Raw genomic sequence first — 17,686 nt, forward strand, 5'->3', positions numbered from 1 at the left:
CGGCCCGGAACCTGCGCCTGATCGCCCTGAGCGCTATTCTTCCTGGAACAGGTTGATCTGCTGTTGCGCCAGATCCTTCGGAGCGTCGAGGCCGAGATGGCGCCAGGCATTGGCCGTCAGCATCCGGCCGCGCGGCGTGCGCTGGATGAAACCCTGCTGGATCAGATAAGGCTCGATGATGTCCTCGATGGCATCGCGCGGCTCTGACAGGCCGGCGGCGATCGTCTCGATGCCGACCGGCCCGCCGCCGAAATTGCGCGCGATCATGCTGAGGTACCGGCGGTCGAGCGCGTCGAGGCCGAGCGCGTCGACTTCCAGCCGGGTCAACGCTTCGTCGGCGATCTTGCGGTCGACATGGCCATCGCCGGCCACCGAGGCGAAATCGCGCACACGGCGCAACAACCGGCCGGCGATGCGTGGCGTGCCCCGCGCGCGCCGCGCGATCTCCAGCGCGCCGTCGTTGCCGAGCGGCATTTGCAGGATACGCGCGCCACGCCGCACGATCTGCTCCAGCTCCTCGACCGTGTAGAAATTGAGCCGTACCGGAATGCCGAAACGGTCGCGCAACGGATTGGTGAGCAGGCCAAGCCGCGTGGTGGCGGCGACGAGGGTGAAGCGGGCGAGGTCGATCTTGACCGAGCGCGCCGCCGGGCCTTCGCCGATGATCAGGTCGAGCTGAAAATCCTCCATCGCCGGATAAAGGATCTCCTCCACCGCCGGGCTCAGCCGATGGATCTCGTCGATGAACAGCACGTCGCCTTCCTCGAGATTGGTCAGCAGCGCGGCAAGATCGCCGGCCTTGACGATGACCGGACCCGAGGTCGAGCGGAAATTGACGCCTAGCTCGCGCGCCATGATCTGCGCCAGCGTCGTCTTGCCGAGACCAGGCGGCCCGACGAACAGCACATGGTCGAGCGCCTCGCTGCGGCTCTTGGCGGCCTCGATGAACACTTTGAGATTGGCCCGCGCCGCCGCCTGGCCGACGAAATCGTCGAGCGTCTGCGGCCGCAAGGTCTGCTCGGCATCCTCGCCGCGTTTTTCCGGTGCAATCAAGCGGGGCGACAGGCTCATGCCGCCTTCCTTGCACACGGCAAGGGGCTGAACAAGCGGCGGCTCACCGCGCAAGTTCCTTCAGCCCGAAGCGAATCAGCTTCGGCGCATCGGCATCCTCGCCCGCCGTCTTCAGCGCCGCCGCCACCGCATTGGCGGCCGTGTCGCGCGAATAGCCGAGATTGACCAGCGCCGAGACCGCGTCGGTGATCGGCGCGGATGCCACGCCGTCGCCGAGCTCCTGTTTCAGGCCGATGGTGCCCGAAGCGGTTCCGGCATAGGCCGGCGCCTTGTTCTTCAGTTCGGTGACGATGCGCTCGGCCACCTTCTTGCCGACGCCGGGTGCGCGAGAAACCATGGCGATGTCGCGCAGCGCAATCGCATTGGCGAGATCGGCCGGCGCCAGCGTCGACAGGATGGCCAGCGCCACCTTGGCGCCGACGCCGGGAACATTGTTCATCAGCAGCCGGAACCACTCGCGTTCCAGCACTGACTGGAAGCCGTAGAGCCGCAGCATGTCCTCGCGGACATAGGTCTCGATGAACAGCACCACCGCTTCGCCGGGCGAAGGCAGCGCCGCCAGCGTGCGCGCTGAACAATAGGCGACGTAGCCGACGCCATGGATATCGACGAGGCAATGATCCTCGTCGACCTCGTCCAGCGTGCCCTTGAGCTTGCCGATCATTGGACGCAATCCCCGTTAGGGATGAGTATCGGGCGTGATGAGCTCGACATCTGGAAAGTACTTTCTGAAACCTGCGGGATCGCGAGTAAGAATGGGATAGCCTCGGATGGCAGCGTGAGCCCCAATCAAGAAGTCGGGCATCACCTTCTCTCGAGGTCCGCCCAACCGCCGATAGACCGAGAACGCTCTCGACGCAGCAAAGGCCGCCTCGAACGGGAGACTTTCGCGCCGGAACTCGTCTTCAGGCAAGGCATCATCGACATCGTCTATCGCCTCATAGCGCATCGAAAACTCGGCGTAGATAATCTGATTGATGACCAGGCTGCCTTGCTCGAGGGCAGACACCATTTTGGACCACGACCACTTTGACCAGACGGGATCGCGAACGGCGATATCGACAAGCACGTTGGTGTCGACAAGCGTCGCCAAGATTAGCGATCCCGGGTCAAAGCCATGACGGCATCGGCATTCATTGTCTGATCGCCGCTGCCCTCAAGCCGATCGAGCGCAGCAAGAAAACGATCGAGTCTTTCGCGGTCGGCCAACCGCCCCTTGTCATGCTTCGGCGTGATCGTGATCTTGCCGCCCTCGATGCCGAAGATGACTTCGCTGTTGGCGCCAATCCCAAATGTCTCCCGCAGATCCCGTGGGATTGTCACTTGGCCTTTGCTCGTCACACGCATGAAACACCCCTTTCTTACAAGTAAGGATTATTCCAACCCGACGAACAAGTCAAGAACATCGCTAACTAGCGAGCGCCATCCGGTAAGCCACGCTTTGCCGGTGATGCGCGTGGCAGATGGCGATGGCGAGCGCGTCGGCGGCATGCTCGGTATCGAAAATGGCTTTCGGCAACAGCACCTTCACCATCATGTGGATCTGCTTCTTGTCGCCATGCCCGACGCCGATCACCGCTTTCTTGACTGCGTTGGGCGCATATTCTGCAACGACAAGCCCGGCACGCGCCGGCACCAGCATGGCGATGCCGCGTGCCTGGCCGAGCTTCAGCGTTGCCACCGCGTCCTTGTTGACGAAGGTCTGTTCGACCGCCGCCTCGTGCGGCACGGCGGCATGCAGGACTTCGGCAAGCCCGTCATGCAGCTGGCACAGCCGCGTTGCCAGCGCGGCCTTATCGTCTGATTTCACAGTGCCGGAAGCAATGAAGCGCAGCGAATTGCCGAGGCTTTCGACGATGCCCCAGCCGGTGCGCCGAAGCCCGGGATCGATGCCGATGATGCGAATCGCTTCCGCCATTTGCCGAGTTTACCTCCGGCGGACAGCGATGCCAGCGAAATGTGAACAAACCGGAAACAGAAGGCGGACCGCGGTCTAACCCCGAGCGAAAGCCGTGTTGAGCAGGCTGATCTGGTCGGAAACCGGGTTGGGGCGGCGAGCCATCGGTTGCATGTCGACCATGGCGCCGGAGCCATAGATCTCGTCGTCCATGCGGCGCACCAACGCTTGCAGGCGCAGCGAGCGGGTGACGAGGTCGAGGAAATCCTCGGGCAGTTCGGCCCAACCGGCGGCTTCGTCATGGGCGGAAGCGGTGTCGAGGCGCACCTTGGACTTTTCCGACGCCACCTGGTCACGGGTCATCTCGCCGGAATTGGCGGCGCGCTGCAAAAGCAGCCAGGAGGCAACCTGCATCAGCCTGGTGGTCAGCCGCATCGATTCGGCCGCGTAGAGCGTGGCGGCCAGCCGCGACAGCTTCTTCGCCTCGGCCCGGCCCTTGCCGTCGAGATATTCGGCGGCCTGTTCGACCAGACCCATGCCTTCCTGGTAAAGCGGCTTGAAGGATTGCGAGAAAACCCGGCGTTCCGCCAGCTTGACGGTTTTCGCACTGCCCTTCGAAGGCTCGTTCATTGATACGCCCCTGCACTTGCAACCGGCCGATTCGGCTCCCTGCCGATACACCCGGAACCCTATCTGACTGAAGCTTGAAAATGCGCTTCGTCACCGGTGAAGGCAAGCACATGTTTAACAGAAGGTTAACGGCACCCCTGTCGGACGGCCCCGCTGGGGTGCGGACAAGAAAAGAGAAATCGAGACAAAAAAAGAGCCGCGGATAAGGCGGCTCTCAGGAGTTTAACAGGGAGGCGTCAAACAAAGTGGCTCCAACCACTCGGTAAGAATCCAGATCACTGGATGAACATAGTAAACACCTGTAAAGCTTAATGAAGCCTTAACGGTGCGGATGTTTTTTGACCGAACGCCGCCATACTGTGCCGTAACAGCACAGCATCTCCTGCGTCAGGCTCGGTCAAGCGGTCTTCCAGACCGCCGGCAAGGCGATGAAGGCGAACAGCAGCATGGCTGCGTAGAAGCCCATCGAGGAGGCCGCCACCAGCGGTTCGATCGCGGCATTGCCGGCAAGCAGGAAATAGAGGCCGATCAGCAGGCCGATGCCGCTGACCGCCGTCAGCCAGAAATGAACTGTGGCGAGCGTCTTCTGCCCGATTGCCGGAAACAAATGGTAGAAGAAGGCGAAGACCGCCGACATCAGCCATCCGGCCACCATCGTGTGGGCGTGGGTCGGCATCTGGCCGTGATCCTGGCTGATCGCCATGTACAGGCCGAGCGCCATGCCGCACAGCGAATAGATGATGGCCAGCGTGAAGAAATTCCGTGCTATCCCTTGCATAATGGTCCCCCGAATTGCCTTTTCCCGCTTGCGGGAATGGGTTGATCGTCAGGCGATTGTTGTCGCCACCGGGCTCCCGGCATTGGCGCACTAATATCGGCAGCGTATCCAGACGATGTCGCGCCAACCCCCTCCCGACGATTCGTACATTAGCAGAAAATCAGATAATGCGTTCACAATCTGCGACCTCGCGCGTTGGCCGTAAGCTGAAACAGAGCCGGATTTTTCGCGACATCGTTCCGAAACAGGCGCCACGCTAAACGCCCGCTCCTCTGACGGCCGGCGCAAATCAGCGCCCCGCAAAACTGACCGGACACTGCAGGAGCAACCCATGGACTGGTACTCGATCGTCAAATTCCTCCACGTCACTACCGCCATTCTGTGGGTCGGCGGTGGCTTCGTACTGTTCCTGCTGGGCATGCTTGCCGAGCGCGCGGGCAACATCGAGGAAAAGCTGCAGGCAATGCGCGCCAGCGGTCAGCTGGGCGGCAGGTTCTTTGCGCCGATGTCGATGCTGACGCTGATCTTCGGCCTCATCATGTGCTGGTTCTGGGTCGGCTTCTCCGATTTGTGGATCCTGATCGGCCTGGCGGGATACGCCACGACCTTTTCGATCGGCATGTTCATCTTCAAGCCGACCGGGGAGCGCATGGGCGCAATGATCGCCAAGGAGGGCGTCACGCCAGAGGTTCTTGCCATCGGCCAGCGCATGATGAGCGCGGCACGTTTCGACTATGCGGTGATGCTGGTGATCATTGCGGACATGGTGCTCAAACCGACCGTGCATGACATCGGCATCCTTGCCGGCATGGTGCTGGTCGTTATGGTCGGCGCGACACTGGCTTTTGGCGGCAACCGTCGTCTGGTGCCAAGCACCGCCTGACCCCTAATGACGGGGCGGCTGCGCGGCGGCCTTTCTACATCAGGCCGACAATGCCATCCCACAGCAGCTTCAGCGCCACGACCGCGACGGTTGCGTAGGTAAAGGGATAGAAGGTTTCCGGCCGCATGCGGCGCACCAGCCACGCTCCGGCGATGGTCGACAGCGGCGCCAGCGGCATCAGCACCGCCGATGCCGTCAGATTGGCGGTGTCGAACTGGCCGAGCGCGAAATAGGGCACCAGCTTCAGCGCGTTGGTGGCGGCAAAGAAGATCGCTGCGGTGCCCGACAGAACTTTCGGATCGAGACGGATCGGCAAGGCATAGACCTGGAAGGGCGGGCCGCCGACATGGGCAACGAAGCTGGTGAAGCCGGCGACCGTGCCCCACACGGCGGCGGCCACGCGGTTGGGCGCGGCCGCGTGATCGGCGCCGTGGCGGAACTGCAGATAGAGCCAGCGCAGGACGAAGATGATGGCGACGGCGCCAACGATCAGCCGCACCGCCTCTTCGGTCACCAGTGCCGCCGTCAGCCAGCCAAGGCCGATGCCGATGACGGCGCCCGGCATCATGTCGACCAGCATCTTGCGGTCGTAAACGCCCCACCACGTCCACACCGAGACGATGTCCATCAGGCACAGGATCGGCAGCAGGATGGCCGCCGCCTGCACCGGTGGCATGGTCAGCGCCATCAGCGGCACGCCGACGAAACCGACGGCACCGCCAAAGCCGCCCTTCGACAGGCCGACCAGAATGACCGCCGGAATGGCGGCCGCATAGAACCACGGATCGAGAAGCAGGCCTGACATGGGAGGGGACTGGTCCGGAGGGAAAGCGTGTCGACGCTTGAATAGCCCAGAATGTCGGGCGGAGCGACAGCAAATATGAGCGTGGCGGCCGCACATGCGGGCCGACGCAGGCCTGTGCCTACCGACGCACCGAGACCAGCAGGAACATCGGCCGCTCGAGCTCTTCCGCCAGTTCGGGTTTGGCCGCGATCTGCTCTGATGTCGGACGGAACTCCTCGACATGCGCGATGGTGAAGCCGGCCTGCAGGAGAGCGTTGAGCGTGGTGCCGATCGTGCGGTGATGTTTCACGACGCCCTTGGCCAGCCAGTCCGTGCTGCGCGGTCCTTCCACCAGATACTGGTCGACAGGCCACGTCTTTCGGCCTTCGCTATCGATCACCCAGCCGGGTTTGGTCGGCGCCATGAAGATCGGATGTTCCGTCGAAAAGACGAAATACCCGCCAGGCGCCAGGGCCCGATGCACGGTCCCGAACAGACGCGACACATCCTCGACATAGTGCAAGGCGAGCGAACTGTAGACGAGATCGAAGCTGGCTTCCGGCAGGCTGAGCCGATCGAGATCGGCCGTCTCATAGCTTATCCCTGCATCCGGGCCGGCGGCCCTTGCTCGGGCAAGCATCTTCTCCGACAGGTCCAGGCCAAGCACCTGCGCCGCCCCATGCTCGCGTGCCCAGCGGCAGAACCAGCCGAAGCCGCAGCCGAGATCGACGACCCTCAAGCCGCCGACATCGGGCAGCATCGCGCGCATTGCCGGCCACTCGGCGGCACCCTCCAGCCCTTCGACCGAACGGCCGAGTTGGCTGTAGCCTGCGAAGAAATCCTCACGGTCGTATATGTTCTGCGCCATGACAGTCTCGGTCTCATTTGGTCGGCACACTAACCAAGCGGCCACCGGCTTTCCACCCGGCTCGATCAGGAGGCATGCAAGACCTTTGCCCTATCCCGAGAAGCAGCCGCGTCGAGCGGTGGCGGCCGCCGCCGGATCGGCTGCGCCTTGATGATGGCGGTGCTTGTCTCCGCCTTGTCGGCGATACGGTCGAGAATTCCGTCGAGATCGCCGATCGAGCGTACGAACAGCCGGGCGACGAAGCAGTCATCGCCCGTCACCTTGTCGCATTCGCCGAATTCGGGGATGTCCTCGATCAGCTTCTGAACGATGTGCAGCTTGCCCGGCAGAGGCCGGATGCGCACGATCGCCTGCAGGGTATAGCCGAGCGCGAGCGGATCGATCTCGACGGTGAACGCCCGGATGACGCCGCGCTCCTCGAGTCGTCGCAGCCGCTCCGAAACGCTTGGCGACGACAGCCCGACCTGGGCGGCCAGCTCCTTCAGCGAGGTCCGCGCATCCTTGACCAGGATTTCAAGGAGATTTCGATCGAGATCGTCCAGCATCTTTTTCCTTTTCCCGACAGCTTGGAGCTTTCTCCTAATATAATTAGGTCAACAGCCAATACACCCTTTCCAATCTGATGGAAAGCTTCGCGACCGCATGAGATTATGGCGGCTCAACCGATACGGAGGTTTGTTGTGAACGAGACAGTACGCGGCACGGTCGAAATGTCCGCCGCAATGGCCATCCTGGGAACGATCGGATGGTTCGTCGTCCTGTCCGGCCAGCCGATCATGGATGTGGTGTTTTGGCGTTGCGCTTTCGGCGCGCTGACGCTGCTCATCATCTGCGCCGGGCTGGGGTTGCTGCGCAACAGGCTGTCGCTGCGCATCATCGGCATCGCCGCGCTCGGCGGCGTCGCCATCGTCGTCAACTGGCTTTTGCTGTTCAGCGCTTTCTCGCGCGCGTCGATCTCGATCGCCACCGCCGTCTACAACACGCAGCCCTTCATGCTGGTCGGCTTCGGCGCGCTCTTCTTCGCCGAGCGGCTGAGCCTGACCAAGCTGACCTGGCTGACCATCGCCTTCGCCGGCATGGTGCTGATCGTGCAGTCGGCTCCCGATGCCGGCCCCAATGCCGGCATGGCCGGCACGGATTATTTCACCGGCATCGTCATGGCATTGGGCGCGGCCTTCTTCTGGGCCGTCGCCGCCATCGTCACCAAGAAGCTCAAGGGCACGCCACCGCATCTGATTGCGCTGATCCAGGTCTGCGTCGGCGTCGTCATGCTGGCGCCGTTCGCCAATCTATCCCGGCTTCCAGCCGATGCCTGGAGCTGGACGATGCTGGCGACGCTCGGCATCGTCCACACCGGCCTGATGTACATACTGTTGTACGGCGCCATCCAGAAGCTGCCGACGCATCTGCAGGGATCGCTGTCGTTCATCTATCCCGTCGTCGCCATCCTGGTCGACGTCGTCGCCTTCGGCCATCGGCTGCATCTGAGCCAGGTCGTCGGCGCTACCGCCATCCTGATCGCCGCCGCCGGCATGAATCTCGGCTGGACGCTGTGGAAGGGCAAACCGCCCGTCGCGAGCCCGCACCCGATCAAGTGAAGCGGCCCGCCGGCTGCCCGGCGGTTCAAACATAGCGATCCCGGCTGCCTGCCTGTTCAAGGCGGGCACTTTGCTCTATGCCGCAATCCAACCATCTTCGCCCGGCATAGGCGAAACGCGGGACCCGAAGAACCATGAATGAAGCAACGCCCCCCAATCGCTGTCGCATCGTGCTGATCGCGCCGCCCGGCGTGCCGGCGGCCCGTATTGTCGCGGCATTCGATGGTGGCGATGTCGCTTCGCTAATCCTGCCCGAGAACGGCATGGATGAAGCCTCCTTCCAGGCTTTCGCCGAACGGATCGTGCCGGCAGCGCAAGCCGCCGGCGTTGCTGTCATCATCGCCGGCGACACCCGCATAGCCGGCCGCGTCCAGGCCGACGGCATCCATGTCGAAGTCTCCAAGGCCGAACTCGCCGAGACGATCGAGCATTTCCAGGCAAAGATGATGGTCGGCACCGGTGGCGCCAAGACGCGTGACGACGCGCTCGAGCTTGGCGAGACGCGGCCAGACTACATTTTCTTCGGCCGCTTCGGCTACGACAACAAGCCCGAACCGCACCCGCGCAACCTGTCGCTCGGCGCATGGTGGGCGGACATGATCCAGATCCCTTGCATCGTCATGGCCGGATCCGACATCGCCTCGGTCGAAGCCGTGGGCGCCACCGGCGCTGAATTCGTGGCGCTGTCGAGCGCCGTGTTCGCCGACGGCACCGACCCCAGGACAGCGGTCGCCACCGCCAACGCGCTGCTCGACGAGACTGCGCCGCGTTTCGAGGACTGAAATGTCATCGGCGACGCTTCCCCTCCAGGCTCTGCTTGCGGTGCTGATGGTCCAGGCGGCGGCCGCGGAGACCATCCCCTTGCCGCAGCCCAAGCCGGAAATCGGCGTCCACACCGATAAGCCGATCGACAAGCCGTTGCCGCAGCCCGCCACCACGGCCGAGCCTGCGCCGCTGCCGTCGGCCGACGCCGTCAATCCCGACCGCTTCGGCGCAAAACCCGCCGACGCGGCCTATGGCGCCTTCCAGCGCGGCCTCTACAAGACAGCTTACAATCTGGCATTGGTCCGGGCGCAAAACGGCGACCCGGCGGCGCAGACCCTGGTGGCCGAGATCCTGTCGCGAGGTCTCGGTGTACCGGTCAATTCGGCGCAGGCGGCGAAATGGTACGCCTTGGCCGCCGAACAGGGTGTGCCGGAATCGCAGTTCCAGTATGCGCTGATGCTGCTCGACGGCCGCTATGTCAAAAAGGATGGAAAAGAGGCCTACGCCCTGATGCAGGCCGCAGCCGAAGCCGGCAACCGGCTGGCGCAATTCAATTTCGCGCAGATGCTGGTCCAGCAGGACCCCGGCGACGCCGGTATGGCCAAGGCGGTCTCCTACTATGAACGCGCCGCTGCGACCGGCCTCGCGGACGCGCAATATGCAATGTCGCAGATCTACGCCAACGGTGTCGGCGGCAAGCCACGCGACGATGCCCAGGCAAGGCGCCTGCTGGCGCAGGCCGCAAGGCAGAACTACGACACCGCGCAAATCGATCTCGCCGCCTGGATGATCGAAGGCCGCGGCGGCGCGCGCGACCTGAAATCCGCCTTCGGCTGGATGAAGCAGGCGGCGGAGGGCGGCAATGTTGCCGCCCAGAACCGCCTGGCCAAGCTCTATATGCAAGGCATCGGCACCGATCCGGACCTGGTCCTTGCCGGTGCCTGGTACATCATTGCCCGCCGCGCCGGCCTCATCGATCCGCAGATGGACGACTTGCTGCAGGGGCTGGACGACGACCAAACCAAGCAGGCGCTGCAGAAGGCCAACCGACTGCCTTGACGGCGGTTCTCACGGTCATTGCAAGTGCAACCCCGGCTCCCTTGCCTGGTCGCAACCTGCCCGCTCCCTTGCCTCTTCTGGCGATTTGTGGTCTTGGGAGCCCGAAATCGCTTTCCCAGCGAATATCCCTTACCGACGGCGTGGCCGTAGGCATCATTCCGGATCATCTCATCATGGCCAAGATCAATGGCAACGAAATCCGTCCCGGCTATGTCATCGAGCATGATGGCGGCCTTTGGGTGGCGGTCAGGACCAACACCGTCAAGCCTGGCAAGGGCGGCGCCTACAATCAGGTCGAACTGAAGAACCTCATCAACGGCACCAAGCTCAACGAGCGCTTCCGCTCGGCCGAGACGGTCGAACAGATCCGGCTCGACCTGAAGGATTTTTCCTTCCTCTACGCGCAGGAAGACGCCCTGGTGTTCATGGACACCCAGAGCTACGAGCAGCTCGAATTGAACAAGGACTTCGTCGGCGATCGCGCCGCCTTCCTGCAGGACGGCATGATGGTAACGGTCCAGCTCTACGAAGAGCGACCGATCGGCATTTCGCTGCCCGACTATGTGACGCTGACCATCACCGAGGCCGACCCGGTGGTGAAGGGCCAGACGGCGGCATCGTCCTACAAGCCGGCGATCCTGGAGAACGGCATCCGCGTCCTGGTGCCGCCCTTCATCGGCGCCGGCGAACGCATCATCGTCGACACCAACGAAATCACTTACGTGCGCCGCGCCGACTGACGCATGTCGCCCAAAAGTGGCCCGGTTCCGGGTCACCGACATGCATCGAGGCAGAATTTAAAGCGCAGCACCGGGAAAAAGCACTATGGCACGCTCAGCCCTTCTCAACGTCATGGTCCAGGCCGCAATGAAGGCCGGCCGCTCGCTGTCGCGCGACTTCGGCGAAGTGCAGAACCTGCAGGTCTCGATGAAGGGCCCCGGCGACTATGTCAGCCAGGCCGACCGCAAGGCCGAGGACATCGTCTTCGCCGAACTGTCCAAGGCACGGCCCGGCTATTCCTTCCTGATGGAGGAGCGCGGCGTGGTCGAAGGCGACGACGGCCAGCATCGCTGGATAATCGACCCGCTCGACGGCACCACCAATTTCCTGCACGGCATTCCGCTCTTTGCCGTTTCGATCGCGCTGGAGCGCCAGGGCCAGATCGTTGCCGGCGTCATCTACAATCCGGCGATGGACGAACTCTACACCTGCGAACGCGGCGGCGGCGCCTTCATGAACGACCGCCGCTTGCGCGTCGCCGGCCGCATCAAGCTGGTCGACACGGTCATCGGCTGCGGCATGCCGCATCTCGGCCGCGGCCACCACGGCAATTTCCTCGTCGAGCTGCGCAACGTCATGGCCGAGGTTTCCGGCGTCCGCCGCCTCGGCTCCGCATCGCTCGATCTCGCCTATGTCGCTGCCGGCCGCATGGATGGCTTCTGGGAAACCGGCCTGTCTGCCTGGGATATCGCCGCCGGGCTGCTTTTGATCCGCGAGGCGGGCGGCTTCGTCTCCGACATGGATGGCGGCCAGGACATGCTCGACAACGGTTCGGTCGTCGCCGGCAACGAGATCATCCAGCGCGCTTTGCTCAAGGTCGTGAAGAAGCCGCTCTCCTCTCGTTGACAGGCAAGCCGCGCCGACAAACCGCCGCGCTGATGCGCCGCAGTCGCAAAACCGCAACGGAAGCTTGAAATACTGCCCGGCGAGCGCCCAGATTGGAGGGCGCGGCGCAGGAACCCGGCTTAGTGAGAGACAACGAACCCTACCCCGATATCCCGTTCATCGGACGCTGGCACTATTCGCGTGCCGAGATGATCGCTGACGGTATCGTCCACGCGGTCGGCATCGTGCTGGCGATATCGGCCGGTTCCGCGCTGCTGGCGCTGGCGGCGTTTCGTGTCGGACCCGGCGAATACATCGCCGCCGCCTTCTACGTGGTTTCGCTGCTCACCGTGCTCTCGGTGTCGATGACCTACAATCTGTGGCCGGTCTCGTCGCCGGCAAAATGGGTGTTGCGGCGTTTCGACCACGCCGCGATCTATCTGCTGATCGCCGCGACCTATACGCCTTTCCTGGCGCAGCTCGAAGACTCGCCGCTGGCGCGCTGGATGATCGTGCTGGTCTGGACCGCGGCAGCGCTGGGCATTGCCATCAAGGTGTTCTTTCCCGGCCGTTTCGACCGGCTGGCGATCGGCTTCTATCTCGCCATTGGCTGGAGCGGCATCATCCTGGTCAAGCCGCTTGTCCAGACGCTACCGACGACATCGATAGCGCTGATCGTTGCCGGCGGCATCGTCTACTCCTGCGGCGTCATCTTCTTCGCCTGGAAGGGGCTGCGCTTCCACAATGCGCTGTGGCACGGTTTCGTCGTCACCGGCGCCAGCCTGCATCTGGCCGCCATGGTCGACTGTCTGGTCATCAATCGCCTCTGACACTATCGACGCGGCAATATTGCCAAGCGCCATTCAATTTGGTCACAATTCCGTTTAGAGTCGCGGTTTACGTGATCGGCGGCGGCATCGGAAACGGGGCACGGATGGCTTTTCTCAGATCCTTCGGCATGGGCAGACGTTCTGATGTCCTGATCTACGACCCGCATAAATTATCGAGCCCGCAGGTCTTTCTGCTGACCATGGTGATCTTCCTGGTCATCGTCGCCTTCATCGCCGCCATCCTCACCCGACAGATCTCAACCGCCTTTGGCAGCAATCCCGGCCTCAATGGCCTGATCGTCGGCGTGCTGGTGGTCGGCATCCTTTTGGCCTTCGCCCAGGTCGGGCGACTGTTTCGCGAAGTGCGCTGGGTCAACTCCTTCCGTGCCGGCTCGGAGACGACCGAACCGGTGCTGCTGGCGCCGATGAAGGCGATGATCGGCCGTTCCTCGGCGATGGCCTTCTCGACCAGTTCGATGCGCACCATGCTCGATTCCATCGCCACGCGCCTCGACGAAAGCCGCGACACCTCGCGCTATCTCGTCGGCCTGCTGGTATTCCTCGGCCTGCTCGGCACCTTCTGGGGACTGTTGAACACCATCGGCTCGATCCGCGAAACCATCGAATCGCTCGATCCCGGCACCGGTGACGCCGCCGCGGTGCTCGATTCCCTGAAGCAGGGGCTTTCGGCGCCGCTGGCCGGCATGGGCACCGCCTTCTCGTCCTCGCTGTTCGGCCTCTCCGGCTCGCTGGTGCTCGGCTTCCTCGACCTGCAGGCCGGCCGCGCCCAGACGCGCTTCTACACCGAACTGGAAAACTGGCTTTCCTCGGTCACCGACCTGTCGTCGGACATCGTCGTCGCCGACCCGGCCAAAACCGAATCCTCCGACGAGATCCGGGTGCTGTCGGAACGGCTGCGCTCGATGCAGGAGAATGGCGGCGGCTCCAACCCGCGCGTCGCCACCGCCATGGCCAATCTCGCCGACGGCATTTCCGGCCTGGTCAAGAATATGCGCTCGGAACAGCAGATCATGCGCGACTGGGTCGAGGCCCAGTCCGACGAGCAGAAGGCGATGCGCAACACGCTGGAAAAGATCGCCGATGCCCTGAAGAAGCCCGGAGTGCACTGACGTGGCACTCGCCAGGGGCCGGCGCACCGATCGCCGCATCGACTACTGGCCAGGCTTCGTCGACGCGCTGTCGACGCTGCTTTTGGCCATCATGTTCCTGCTCACGGTCTTCGTGCTGGCGCAGTTCCTGCTGGGACGCGAAATCTCCGGCAAGGATACGGCGCTCTCGCGCCTCAACTCGCAGATCAACGAACTGACCCAACTGCTGGCGCTGGAGCGCTCGACGGCGCAGGACAAGGATGATTCCCTGGCCAATCTGCAGGCGTCGCTGTCGGCCGCGCAAGCGGAAAAGAGCCGGCTCGAACAGTTGCTGGCGCAAGGTGCCGGTGCCGGCGACGCCGCCAATCAGCGTGCAGCGGCGCTCGGCGGCGAACTCGACAGCCAGCGCCAGATCAGCCAGCAGGCGCTGAGCCAGGTCGAGATCCTCAACCAGCAGATCGCGGCACTGCGCAAGCAGATCGGCGCGCTCGAGGATGCGCTCAACGTCTCCGAAATCCGCGACCGCGATTCCAACACCAAGATCGCCGATCTCGGCCGCCGCCTCAACGTCGCGCTGGCGCAGCGCGTGCAGGAGTTGAACCGCTACCGCTCCGACTTCTTCGGCCGTTTGCGCGAAATCCTCGCCGACCGCGAGAACATCCGCATCGTCGGCGACCGCTTCGTCTTCCAGTCGGAAGTGCTGTTCCCAACGGGCTCCGAGGTGATCAACGATGCCGGCAAGGTCGAGATGAAGAAACTCGCCGACGCCATCATCGAGTTGCAGAAGGAAATCCCGCCCGAGATCAACTGGGTGCTGCGCGTCGACGGCCATACCGACAACAAGCCGCTCTCCGGCACCGGCCGCTACCGCGACAATTGGGAACTGTCGACGGCGCGTTCGACCTCGGTGGTGAAATTTCTGATCGAGAACGGCGTGCCGGCCAACCGCCTGGTCGCGGCAGGCTTCGGTGAGTTCCAGCCGCTCGATCCCGCCGACACCGAAGAGGCGCGCAACAAGAACCGCCGTATTGAACTGAAGCTCACCGAACGTTGATCCAAAATCACGCGAACTTGTTCGCCGGTTCAACCCTAGGGCGCAGATGGCGGCCGGCAAGGCCTGAAAAGATTATCTTTTTTTAATTACACATTGTCGCAGGGCGGTCCTAGCCTGCCGCCCGGGCCGAGAACCGCCGGCGATGAATCCCCCCTCATCGCGACGCGACGGAACCGGACGGCCCAAGGCTGGAAGGCAGGCGGACAACCGCCGCCTCCCTCTACAAGAGGAGACGCGTGATGCGCTCTTTCACTCCCAAGACCTCGCTTAGAACTGCAACACTCACGGCGCTCCTCATCGCCGTTCCGCTTGCCGGCGCCTATGCCGCGGGCCATCACAAGGGCGCTCTCGACGCGACCGATCCAACCGATATGACTGGCCCGCGTGTCGAGGCGCTTATCCAACAGGTGCAGGGCGTCCGGCAGGGCATCGTGGACGCAAGACAGGCCAACAACATCACCCCGGCTGTGGCGGAACGCCTGGAAATGCGCACGGCCCACATCAGTCAGGCGGCCGAGAAAGTCGCCGCCTCCGATCACGGCAGGATACCGGCCGCGCAATACCATGAGCTGCTGCGCCGTCTCGACAATGTCGACCAGCGGCTGATGATCGACACCGGCAGCGGCTTCATGATCGGCGACGGCGCCGACGGCGGCAATTACCCGAACGGCTGAGGCCATAGCGCCCGAAACGGTCCAAGAGGAAGGGACCGCCTGGCGCCTTCGAAAGCGATCCCGCGGGCGCCCTTTTTTACCAGCCGAGCCACACCGCGATCAGGGCGATCACCCGCCGGCACGGTCTGGATGAACAGGATCTTGCGCCCGACCGTTGCCGCGCCATAGAGGCCGGCAATGGCCACGCAAGCCAGAAAGAAGACCTTGACCTGGAAACCGGCCGCACCAAGGTATAGCCCCCAGATCAGCCCGGCGGCGAGGAACCCGTTATAGAGTCCCTGATTGGCCGCGAGCACTTTCGAGGCACTGGCGAATTCCGGGGTCAGGTTGAAAGCCTTGTGCCCGCGCGGCGTGTCCCACAGCACCATCTCCAGATAGACGATGTAGGCATGGATCAAGGCCACCAGCCCGACCAGGATGTTGCCGATCATTTTTTCCCCCTTGATGTGTTGCCGGCAGCATTTCATGCATGGCCTCGCCTGCGCAAGGTGCATTTGCCGGACGGCATCCGAGGGTTGCCAACGCTTTTGCGTTGGTGTCTTTTCGCGCGTCCCAATCACGGAAGTCGCCATGTCCTTTCAAAAACTCGACGACCTCGGTCACAAGCTCGAAGCGCTCGAGCATGCGCTGGCCATCCTCGGTGCCGATGAGGCCACGCACATGGCCGTCGGCGGCGGCGAGAAGCGTGCCGAGGCGATGTCGGCACTGGCCGGCATGTATCACACCAGGGCAACGGCGCCCGAGATAGCAGACTGGATCGCCGCGGCCGAACAGGAAGCGCTGGGCGAGGAGCAGCGCGCCGCCGTCTCGGAACTGCGGCGGCAATACACCAACCTGACCTGCCTGCCGGTCGAATTCGTCGAACGCCAGACGACCGCGCGCATGCGTTGCGAGCAGCTGTGGCGCGGCCTGCGCGCCAAGAACGACTGGGCAGGCTTCCAGCCGGCGCTGGAGGGCGTCATGGCGCTGGTGCGCGAGGAGGCGACGCTGCGTGCCGATGTGCTCGGCCTAGCCCCCTATGACGCGCTGATGGAGCAGTACGACCCCGGCAACCGCACCGCCGACATCACGCCTGTGTTCAGCGACCTGAAGGCTTTTCTGAAAAGTTTCGTGCCGGAGGCGCTGGCGATCCAGGACGCACGGCAGCGCAAGCGCCCGCTGAAGCCGCTTTCGGGCACCTATGCGATCGATCGGCAGCGCGAGCTCGGCCTTGCCATGATGACGGCAGTCGGCTTCGACCTGACGCATGGGTCGCTGTCGGTGTCGCACCACCCTTTCTGCGGCGGCGTGCCGAGCGACGTGCGTATCACCACCCGCTACAAGACGTCCGACTTCCTGTCGGCGCTGATGGGCGTGCTGCACGAGACCGGCCATGCGCTCTACGAACAGAACCTGCCCAAGACATGGTCGCACTGGCCGCTCGGCAAAGCGCGCGGCATGGCCGTGCATGAAAGCCAGAGCCTGTTCGTCGAGAAGCAGCTAGGCCGCAACCCGGCCTTCTGGCGCTGGGCGCTGCCAGTGGTTGAAAAGCATCTCGGCGAAGCCTGGTCGCTCGACGACATCCTGCCGCACGTGCATCGCGTCGGACGCGGCCTGATCCGGGTCGATGCCGACGAGGTGACCTATCCCCTGCATGTCATCCTGCGCTACGAACTGGAACAGGAACTCGTCTCGGGCCGGCTGGAGGTGGCCGATCTGCCCGAAGCCTGGGACGCCAAGATGCGCGACTACCTCGGCCTTTCCACCATCGACAACCCAGCCGACGGGCCAATGCAGGACGTGCATTGGCCCGGGGCAGCTTTCGGCTACTTCCCCTCCTACACGCTTGGCGCGATGATGGCGGCCCAGCAATGGGCGGCGCTGACGCGGGAGCATCCTGCCGCCGACGAGGATCTCGCCAAAGGCAATTTCGAGGCGATCAACGACTGGCGCCGCCAAAAAATCTGGTCACAGGGGTCACGCTGGTCGACGCCGGACCTGCTCGAACGCGCCACCGGCGAAAAGCTCAATGCTACCTATTTCGTGAACCATCTGAAGCAGCGCTATGGAGCCGCATAGCGGCTGTCGCCACAGCGCCAGAT

The 17,686-nt window shown here is 63.5% G+C and carries 21 protein-coding genes and 1 pseudogene; 11 read left to right on the plus strand and 11 right to left on the minus strand.

Annotated elements, in window-relative coordinates:
- Positions 1–33 precede the first annotated feature (33 nt).
- The 7 genes from ruvB to LB559_RS17390 all read right to left on the minus strand — a co-directional run bounded on the left by ruvB (position 34) and on the right by LB559_RS17390 (position 4,376).
- Entirely contained in the window at positions 34–1,071 is a 1,038-nt protein-coding gene (ruvB, locus tag LB559_RS17360; protein ID WP_224674589.1) for a Holliday junction branch migration DNA helicase RuvB, read from the minus strand.
- A gap of 43 nt (positions 1,072–1,114) precedes the next feature.
- Positions 1,115–1,735 (minus strand): Holliday junction branch migration protein RuvA, encoded by a 621-nt coding sequence (gene ruvA / locus LB559_RS17365; protein WP_013529140.1) that lies wholly within the window; start codon positions 1,733–1,735, stop codon positions 1,115–1,117.
- Positions 1,736–1,750: 15 nt separating this feature from the next.
- Positions 1,751–2,164, minus strand: a complete 414-nt coding sequence (locus LB559_RS17370) for a type II toxin-antitoxin system VapC family toxin (RefSeq protein ID WP_013529139.1) — start codon at positions 2,162–2,164, stop codon at positions 1,751–1,753.
- A 2-nt stretch (positions 2,165–2,166) separates the two neighbouring features.
- Complete coding sequence (locus tag LB559_RS17375; protein WP_013529138.1) at positions 2,167–2,418, minus strand: AbrB/MazE/SpoVT family DNA-binding domain-containing protein; 252 nt, start codon at positions 2,416–2,418, stop codon at positions 2,167–2,169.
- Positions 2,419–2,479: 61 nt separating this feature from the next.
- The gene (ruvC, locus tag LB559_RS17380; protein ID WP_224674590.1) at positions 2,480–2,989 is read right to left on the minus strand and encodes a crossover junction endodeoxyribonuclease RuvC; all 510 of its coding nucleotides are present in this window, start codon (positions 2,987–2,989) and stop codon (positions 2,480–2,482) included.
- A 75-nt stretch (positions 2,990–3,064) separates the two neighbouring features.
- Positions 3,065–3,598, minus strand: coding sequence for a DUF1465 family protein (locus LB559_RS17385; protein WP_013529136.1), 534 nt, complete (start codon positions 3,596–3,598; stop codon positions 3,065–3,067).
- 397 nt (positions 3,599–3,995) lie between these two features.
- Positions 3,996–4,376 (minus strand): hypothetical protein, encoded by a 381-nt coding sequence (locus tag LB559_RS17390; protein ID WP_013529135.1) that lies wholly within the window; start codon positions 4,374–4,376, stop codon positions 3,996–3,998.
- 331 nt (positions 4,377–4,707) lie between these two features.
- Here LB559_RS17390 and LB559_RS17395 point away from each other — a divergent pair, with 331 nt between their 5' ends.
- The gene (locus LB559_RS17395; RefSeq protein WP_224674591.1) at positions 4,708–5,259 is read left to right on the plus strand and encodes a DUF2269 family protein; all 552 of its coding nucleotides are present in this window, start codon (positions 4,708–4,710) and stop codon (positions 5,257–5,259) included.
- 34 nt (positions 5,260–5,293) lie between these two features.
- Here LB559_RS17395 and LB559_RS17400 read toward each other — a convergent pair whose 3' ends face one another.
- From LB559_RS17400 to LB559_RS17410, 3 genes are all read right to left on the minus strand, one after another.
- Positions 5,294–6,064, minus strand: coding sequence for a sulfite exporter TauE/SafE family protein (locus LB559_RS17400; RefSeq protein ID WP_013529133.1), 771 nt, complete (start codon positions 6,062–6,064; stop codon positions 5,294–5,296).
- 118 nt (positions 6,065–6,182) lie between these two features.
- Positions 6,183–6,911 (minus strand): class I SAM-dependent methyltransferase, encoded by a 729-nt coding sequence (locus tag LB559_RS17405; RefSeq protein WP_224674592.1) that lies wholly within the window; start codon positions 6,909–6,911, stop codon positions 6,183–6,185.
- Positions 6,912–6,976: 65 nt separating this feature from the next.
- Positions 6,977–7,456, minus strand: a complete 480-nt coding sequence (locus LB559_RS17410) for an Lrp/AsnC family transcriptional regulator (protein ID WP_013529131.1) — start codon at positions 7,454–7,456, stop codon at positions 6,977–6,979.
- A gap of 135 nt (positions 7,457–7,591) precedes the next feature.
- Here LB559_RS17410 and LB559_RS17415 point away from each other — a divergent pair, with 135 nt between their 5' ends.
- The 9 genes from LB559_RS17415 (at position 7,592) to LB559_RS17455 (ending at position 15,605) form a co-directional block, all read left to right on the plus strand.
- On the plus strand, positions 7,592–8,509 hold the full coding sequence (locus LB559_RS17415; RefSeq protein WP_224674593.1) for a DMT family transporter: 918 nt from the start codon (positions 7,592–7,594) through the stop codon (positions 8,507–8,509).
- 134 nt (positions 8,510–8,643) lie between these two features.
- Positions 8,644–9,291, plus strand: coding sequence for a thiamine phosphate synthase (locus LB559_RS17420; RefSeq protein WP_024502915.1), 648 nt, complete (start codon positions 8,644–8,646; stop codon positions 9,289–9,291).
- A 1-nt stretch (position 9,292) separates the two neighbouring features.
- Positions 9,293–10,333 (plus strand): tetratricopeptide repeat protein, encoded by a 1,041-nt coding sequence (locus tag LB559_RS17425; RefSeq protein ID WP_224674594.1) that lies wholly within the window; start codon positions 9,293–9,295, stop codon positions 10,331–10,333.
- 173 nt (positions 10,334–10,506) lie between these two features.
- Complete coding sequence (gene efp / locus LB559_RS17430) at positions 10,507–11,073, plus strand: elongation factor P (protein WP_013529127.1); 567 nt, start codon at positions 10,507–10,509, stop codon at positions 11,071–11,073.
- A gap of 85 nt (positions 11,074–11,158) precedes the next feature.
- Positions 11,159–11,959 carry an inositol monophosphatase family protein gene (locus LB559_RS17435; protein ID WP_224674595.1) on the plus strand — a complete coding sequence of 267 codons (801 nt, stop codon included), beginning with the start codon at positions 11,159–11,161 and terminating at the stop codon, positions 11,957–11,959.
- Positions 11,960–12,081: 122 nt separating this feature from the next.
- A complete protein-coding gene (gene trhA / locus LB559_RS17440; protein WP_224674596.1) occupies positions 12,082–12,768 on the plus strand; it encodes a PAQR family membrane homeostasis protein TrhA in 687 nt (228 codons plus the stop codon).
- A 104-nt stretch (positions 12,769–12,872) separates the two neighbouring features.
- Positions 12,873–13,898: a MotA/TolQ/ExbB proton channel family protein gene (locus LB559_RS17445; RefSeq protein ID WP_013529124.1), complete on the plus strand. Its 1,026-nt coding sequence runs from the start codon at positions 12,873–12,875 to the stop codon at positions 13,896–13,898.
- 1 nt (position 13,899) lies between these two features.
- Entirely contained in the window at positions 13,900–14,931 is a 1,032-nt protein-coding gene (locus tag LB559_RS17450; RefSeq protein WP_063173252.1) for a peptidoglycan -binding protein, read from the plus strand.
- A 239-nt stretch (positions 14,932–15,170) separates the two neighbouring features.
- Positions 15,171–15,605, plus strand: a complete 435-nt coding sequence (locus LB559_RS17455; protein ID WP_013529122.1) for a hypothetical protein — start codon at positions 15,171–15,173, stop codon at positions 15,603–15,605.
- Positions 15,606–15,681: 76 nt separating this feature from the next.
- Here LB559_RS17455 and LB559_RS17460 read toward each other — a convergent pair.
- Positions 15,682–16,036 (minus strand): annotated as a pseudogene (locus tag LB559_RS17460) (DUF1304 domain-containing protein).
- A gap of 139 nt (positions 16,037–16,175) precedes the next feature.
- On the opposite strand from LB559_RS17460, the gene LB559_RS17465 reads away from it, so the two are divergent.
- Positions 16,176–17,663: a carboxypeptidase M32 gene (locus tag LB559_RS17465; RefSeq protein WP_224674597.1), complete on the plus strand. Its 1,488-nt coding sequence runs from the start codon at positions 16,176–16,178 to the stop codon at positions 17,661–17,663.
- Positions 17,664–17,686: the final 23 nt, after the last annotated feature.

This window comes from Mesorhizobium sp. BR1-1-3 (assembly GCF_020165455.1).
Taxonomy (GTDB): domain Bacteria; phylum Pseudomonadota; class Alphaproteobacteria; order Rhizobiales; family Rhizobiaceae; genus Mesorhizobium; species Mesorhizobium ciceri.

Excerpts from the sequence above, each read along its gene's own strand:
- LB559_RS17395 (WP_224674591.1), top strand. The coding sequence starts at position 4,708 with ATGGACTGGTACTCGATCGTCAAATTCCTCCACGTCACTACCGCCATT.
- LB559_RS17410 (WP_013529131.1), bottom strand. The coding sequence starts at position 7,456 with ATGCTGGACGATCTCGATCGAAATCTCCTTGAAATCCTGGTCAAGGAT.
- LB559_RS17455 (WP_013529122.1), top strand. The coding sequence starts at position 15,171 with ATGCGCTCTTTCACTCCCAAGACCTCGCTTAGAACTGCAACACTCACG.
- ruvA (WP_013529140.1), bottom strand. The coding sequence starts at position 1,735 with ATGATCGGCAAGCTCAAGGGCACGCTGGACGAGGTCGACGAGGATCAT.
- ruvC (WP_224674590.1), bottom strand. The coding sequence starts at position 2,989 with ATGGCGGAAGCGATTCGCATCATCGGCATCGATCCCGGGCTTCGGCGC.
- LB559_RS17385 (WP_013529136.1), bottom strand. The coding sequence starts at position 3,598 with ATGAACGAGCCTTCGAAGGGCAGTGCGAAAACCGTCAAGCTGGCGGAA.
- LB559_RS17445 (WP_013529124.1), top strand. The coding sequence starts at position 12,873 with ATGGCTTTTCTCAGATCCTTCGGCATGGGCAGACGTTCTGATGTCCTG.
- LB559_RS17465 (WP_224674597.1), top strand. The coding sequence starts at position 16,176 with ATGTCCTTTCAAAAACTCGACGACCTCGGTCACAAGCTCGAAGCGCTC.
- efp (WP_013529127.1), top strand. The coding sequence starts at position 10,507 with ATGGCCAAGATCAATGGCAACGAAATCCGTCCCGGCTATGTCATCGAG.
- LB559_RS17435 (WP_224674595.1), top strand. The coding sequence starts at position 11,159 with ATGGCACGCTCAGCCCTTCTCAACGTCATGGTCCAGGCCGCAATGAAG.
- LB559_RS17375 (WP_013529138.1), bottom strand. The coding sequence starts at position 2,418 with ATGCGTGTGACGAGCAAAGGCCAAGTGACAATCCCACGGGATCTGCGG.
- LB559_RS17405 (WP_224674592.1), bottom strand. The coding sequence starts at position 6,911 with ATGGCGCAGAACATATACGACCGTGAGGATTTCTTCGCAGGCTACAGC.
- ruvB (WP_224674589.1), bottom strand. The coding sequence starts at position 1,071 with ATGAGCCTGTCGCCCCGCTTGATTGCACCGGAAAAACGCGGCGAGGAT.
- LB559_RS17390 (WP_013529135.1), bottom strand. The coding sequence starts at position 4,376 with ATGCAAGGGATAGCACGGAATTTCTTCACGCTGGCCATCATCTATTCG.
- LB559_RS17400 (WP_013529133.1), bottom strand. The coding sequence starts at position 6,064 with ATGTCAGGCCTGCTTCTCGATCCGTGGTTCTATGCGGCCGCCATTCCG.
- LB559_RS17420 (WP_024502915.1), top strand. The coding sequence starts at position 8,644 with ATGAATGAAGCAACGCCCCCCAATCGCTGTCGCATCGTGCTGATCGCG.
- LB559_RS17425 (WP_224674594.1), top strand. The coding sequence starts at position 9,293 with ATGTCATCGGCGACGCTTCCCCTCCAGGCTCTGCTTGCGGTGCTGATG.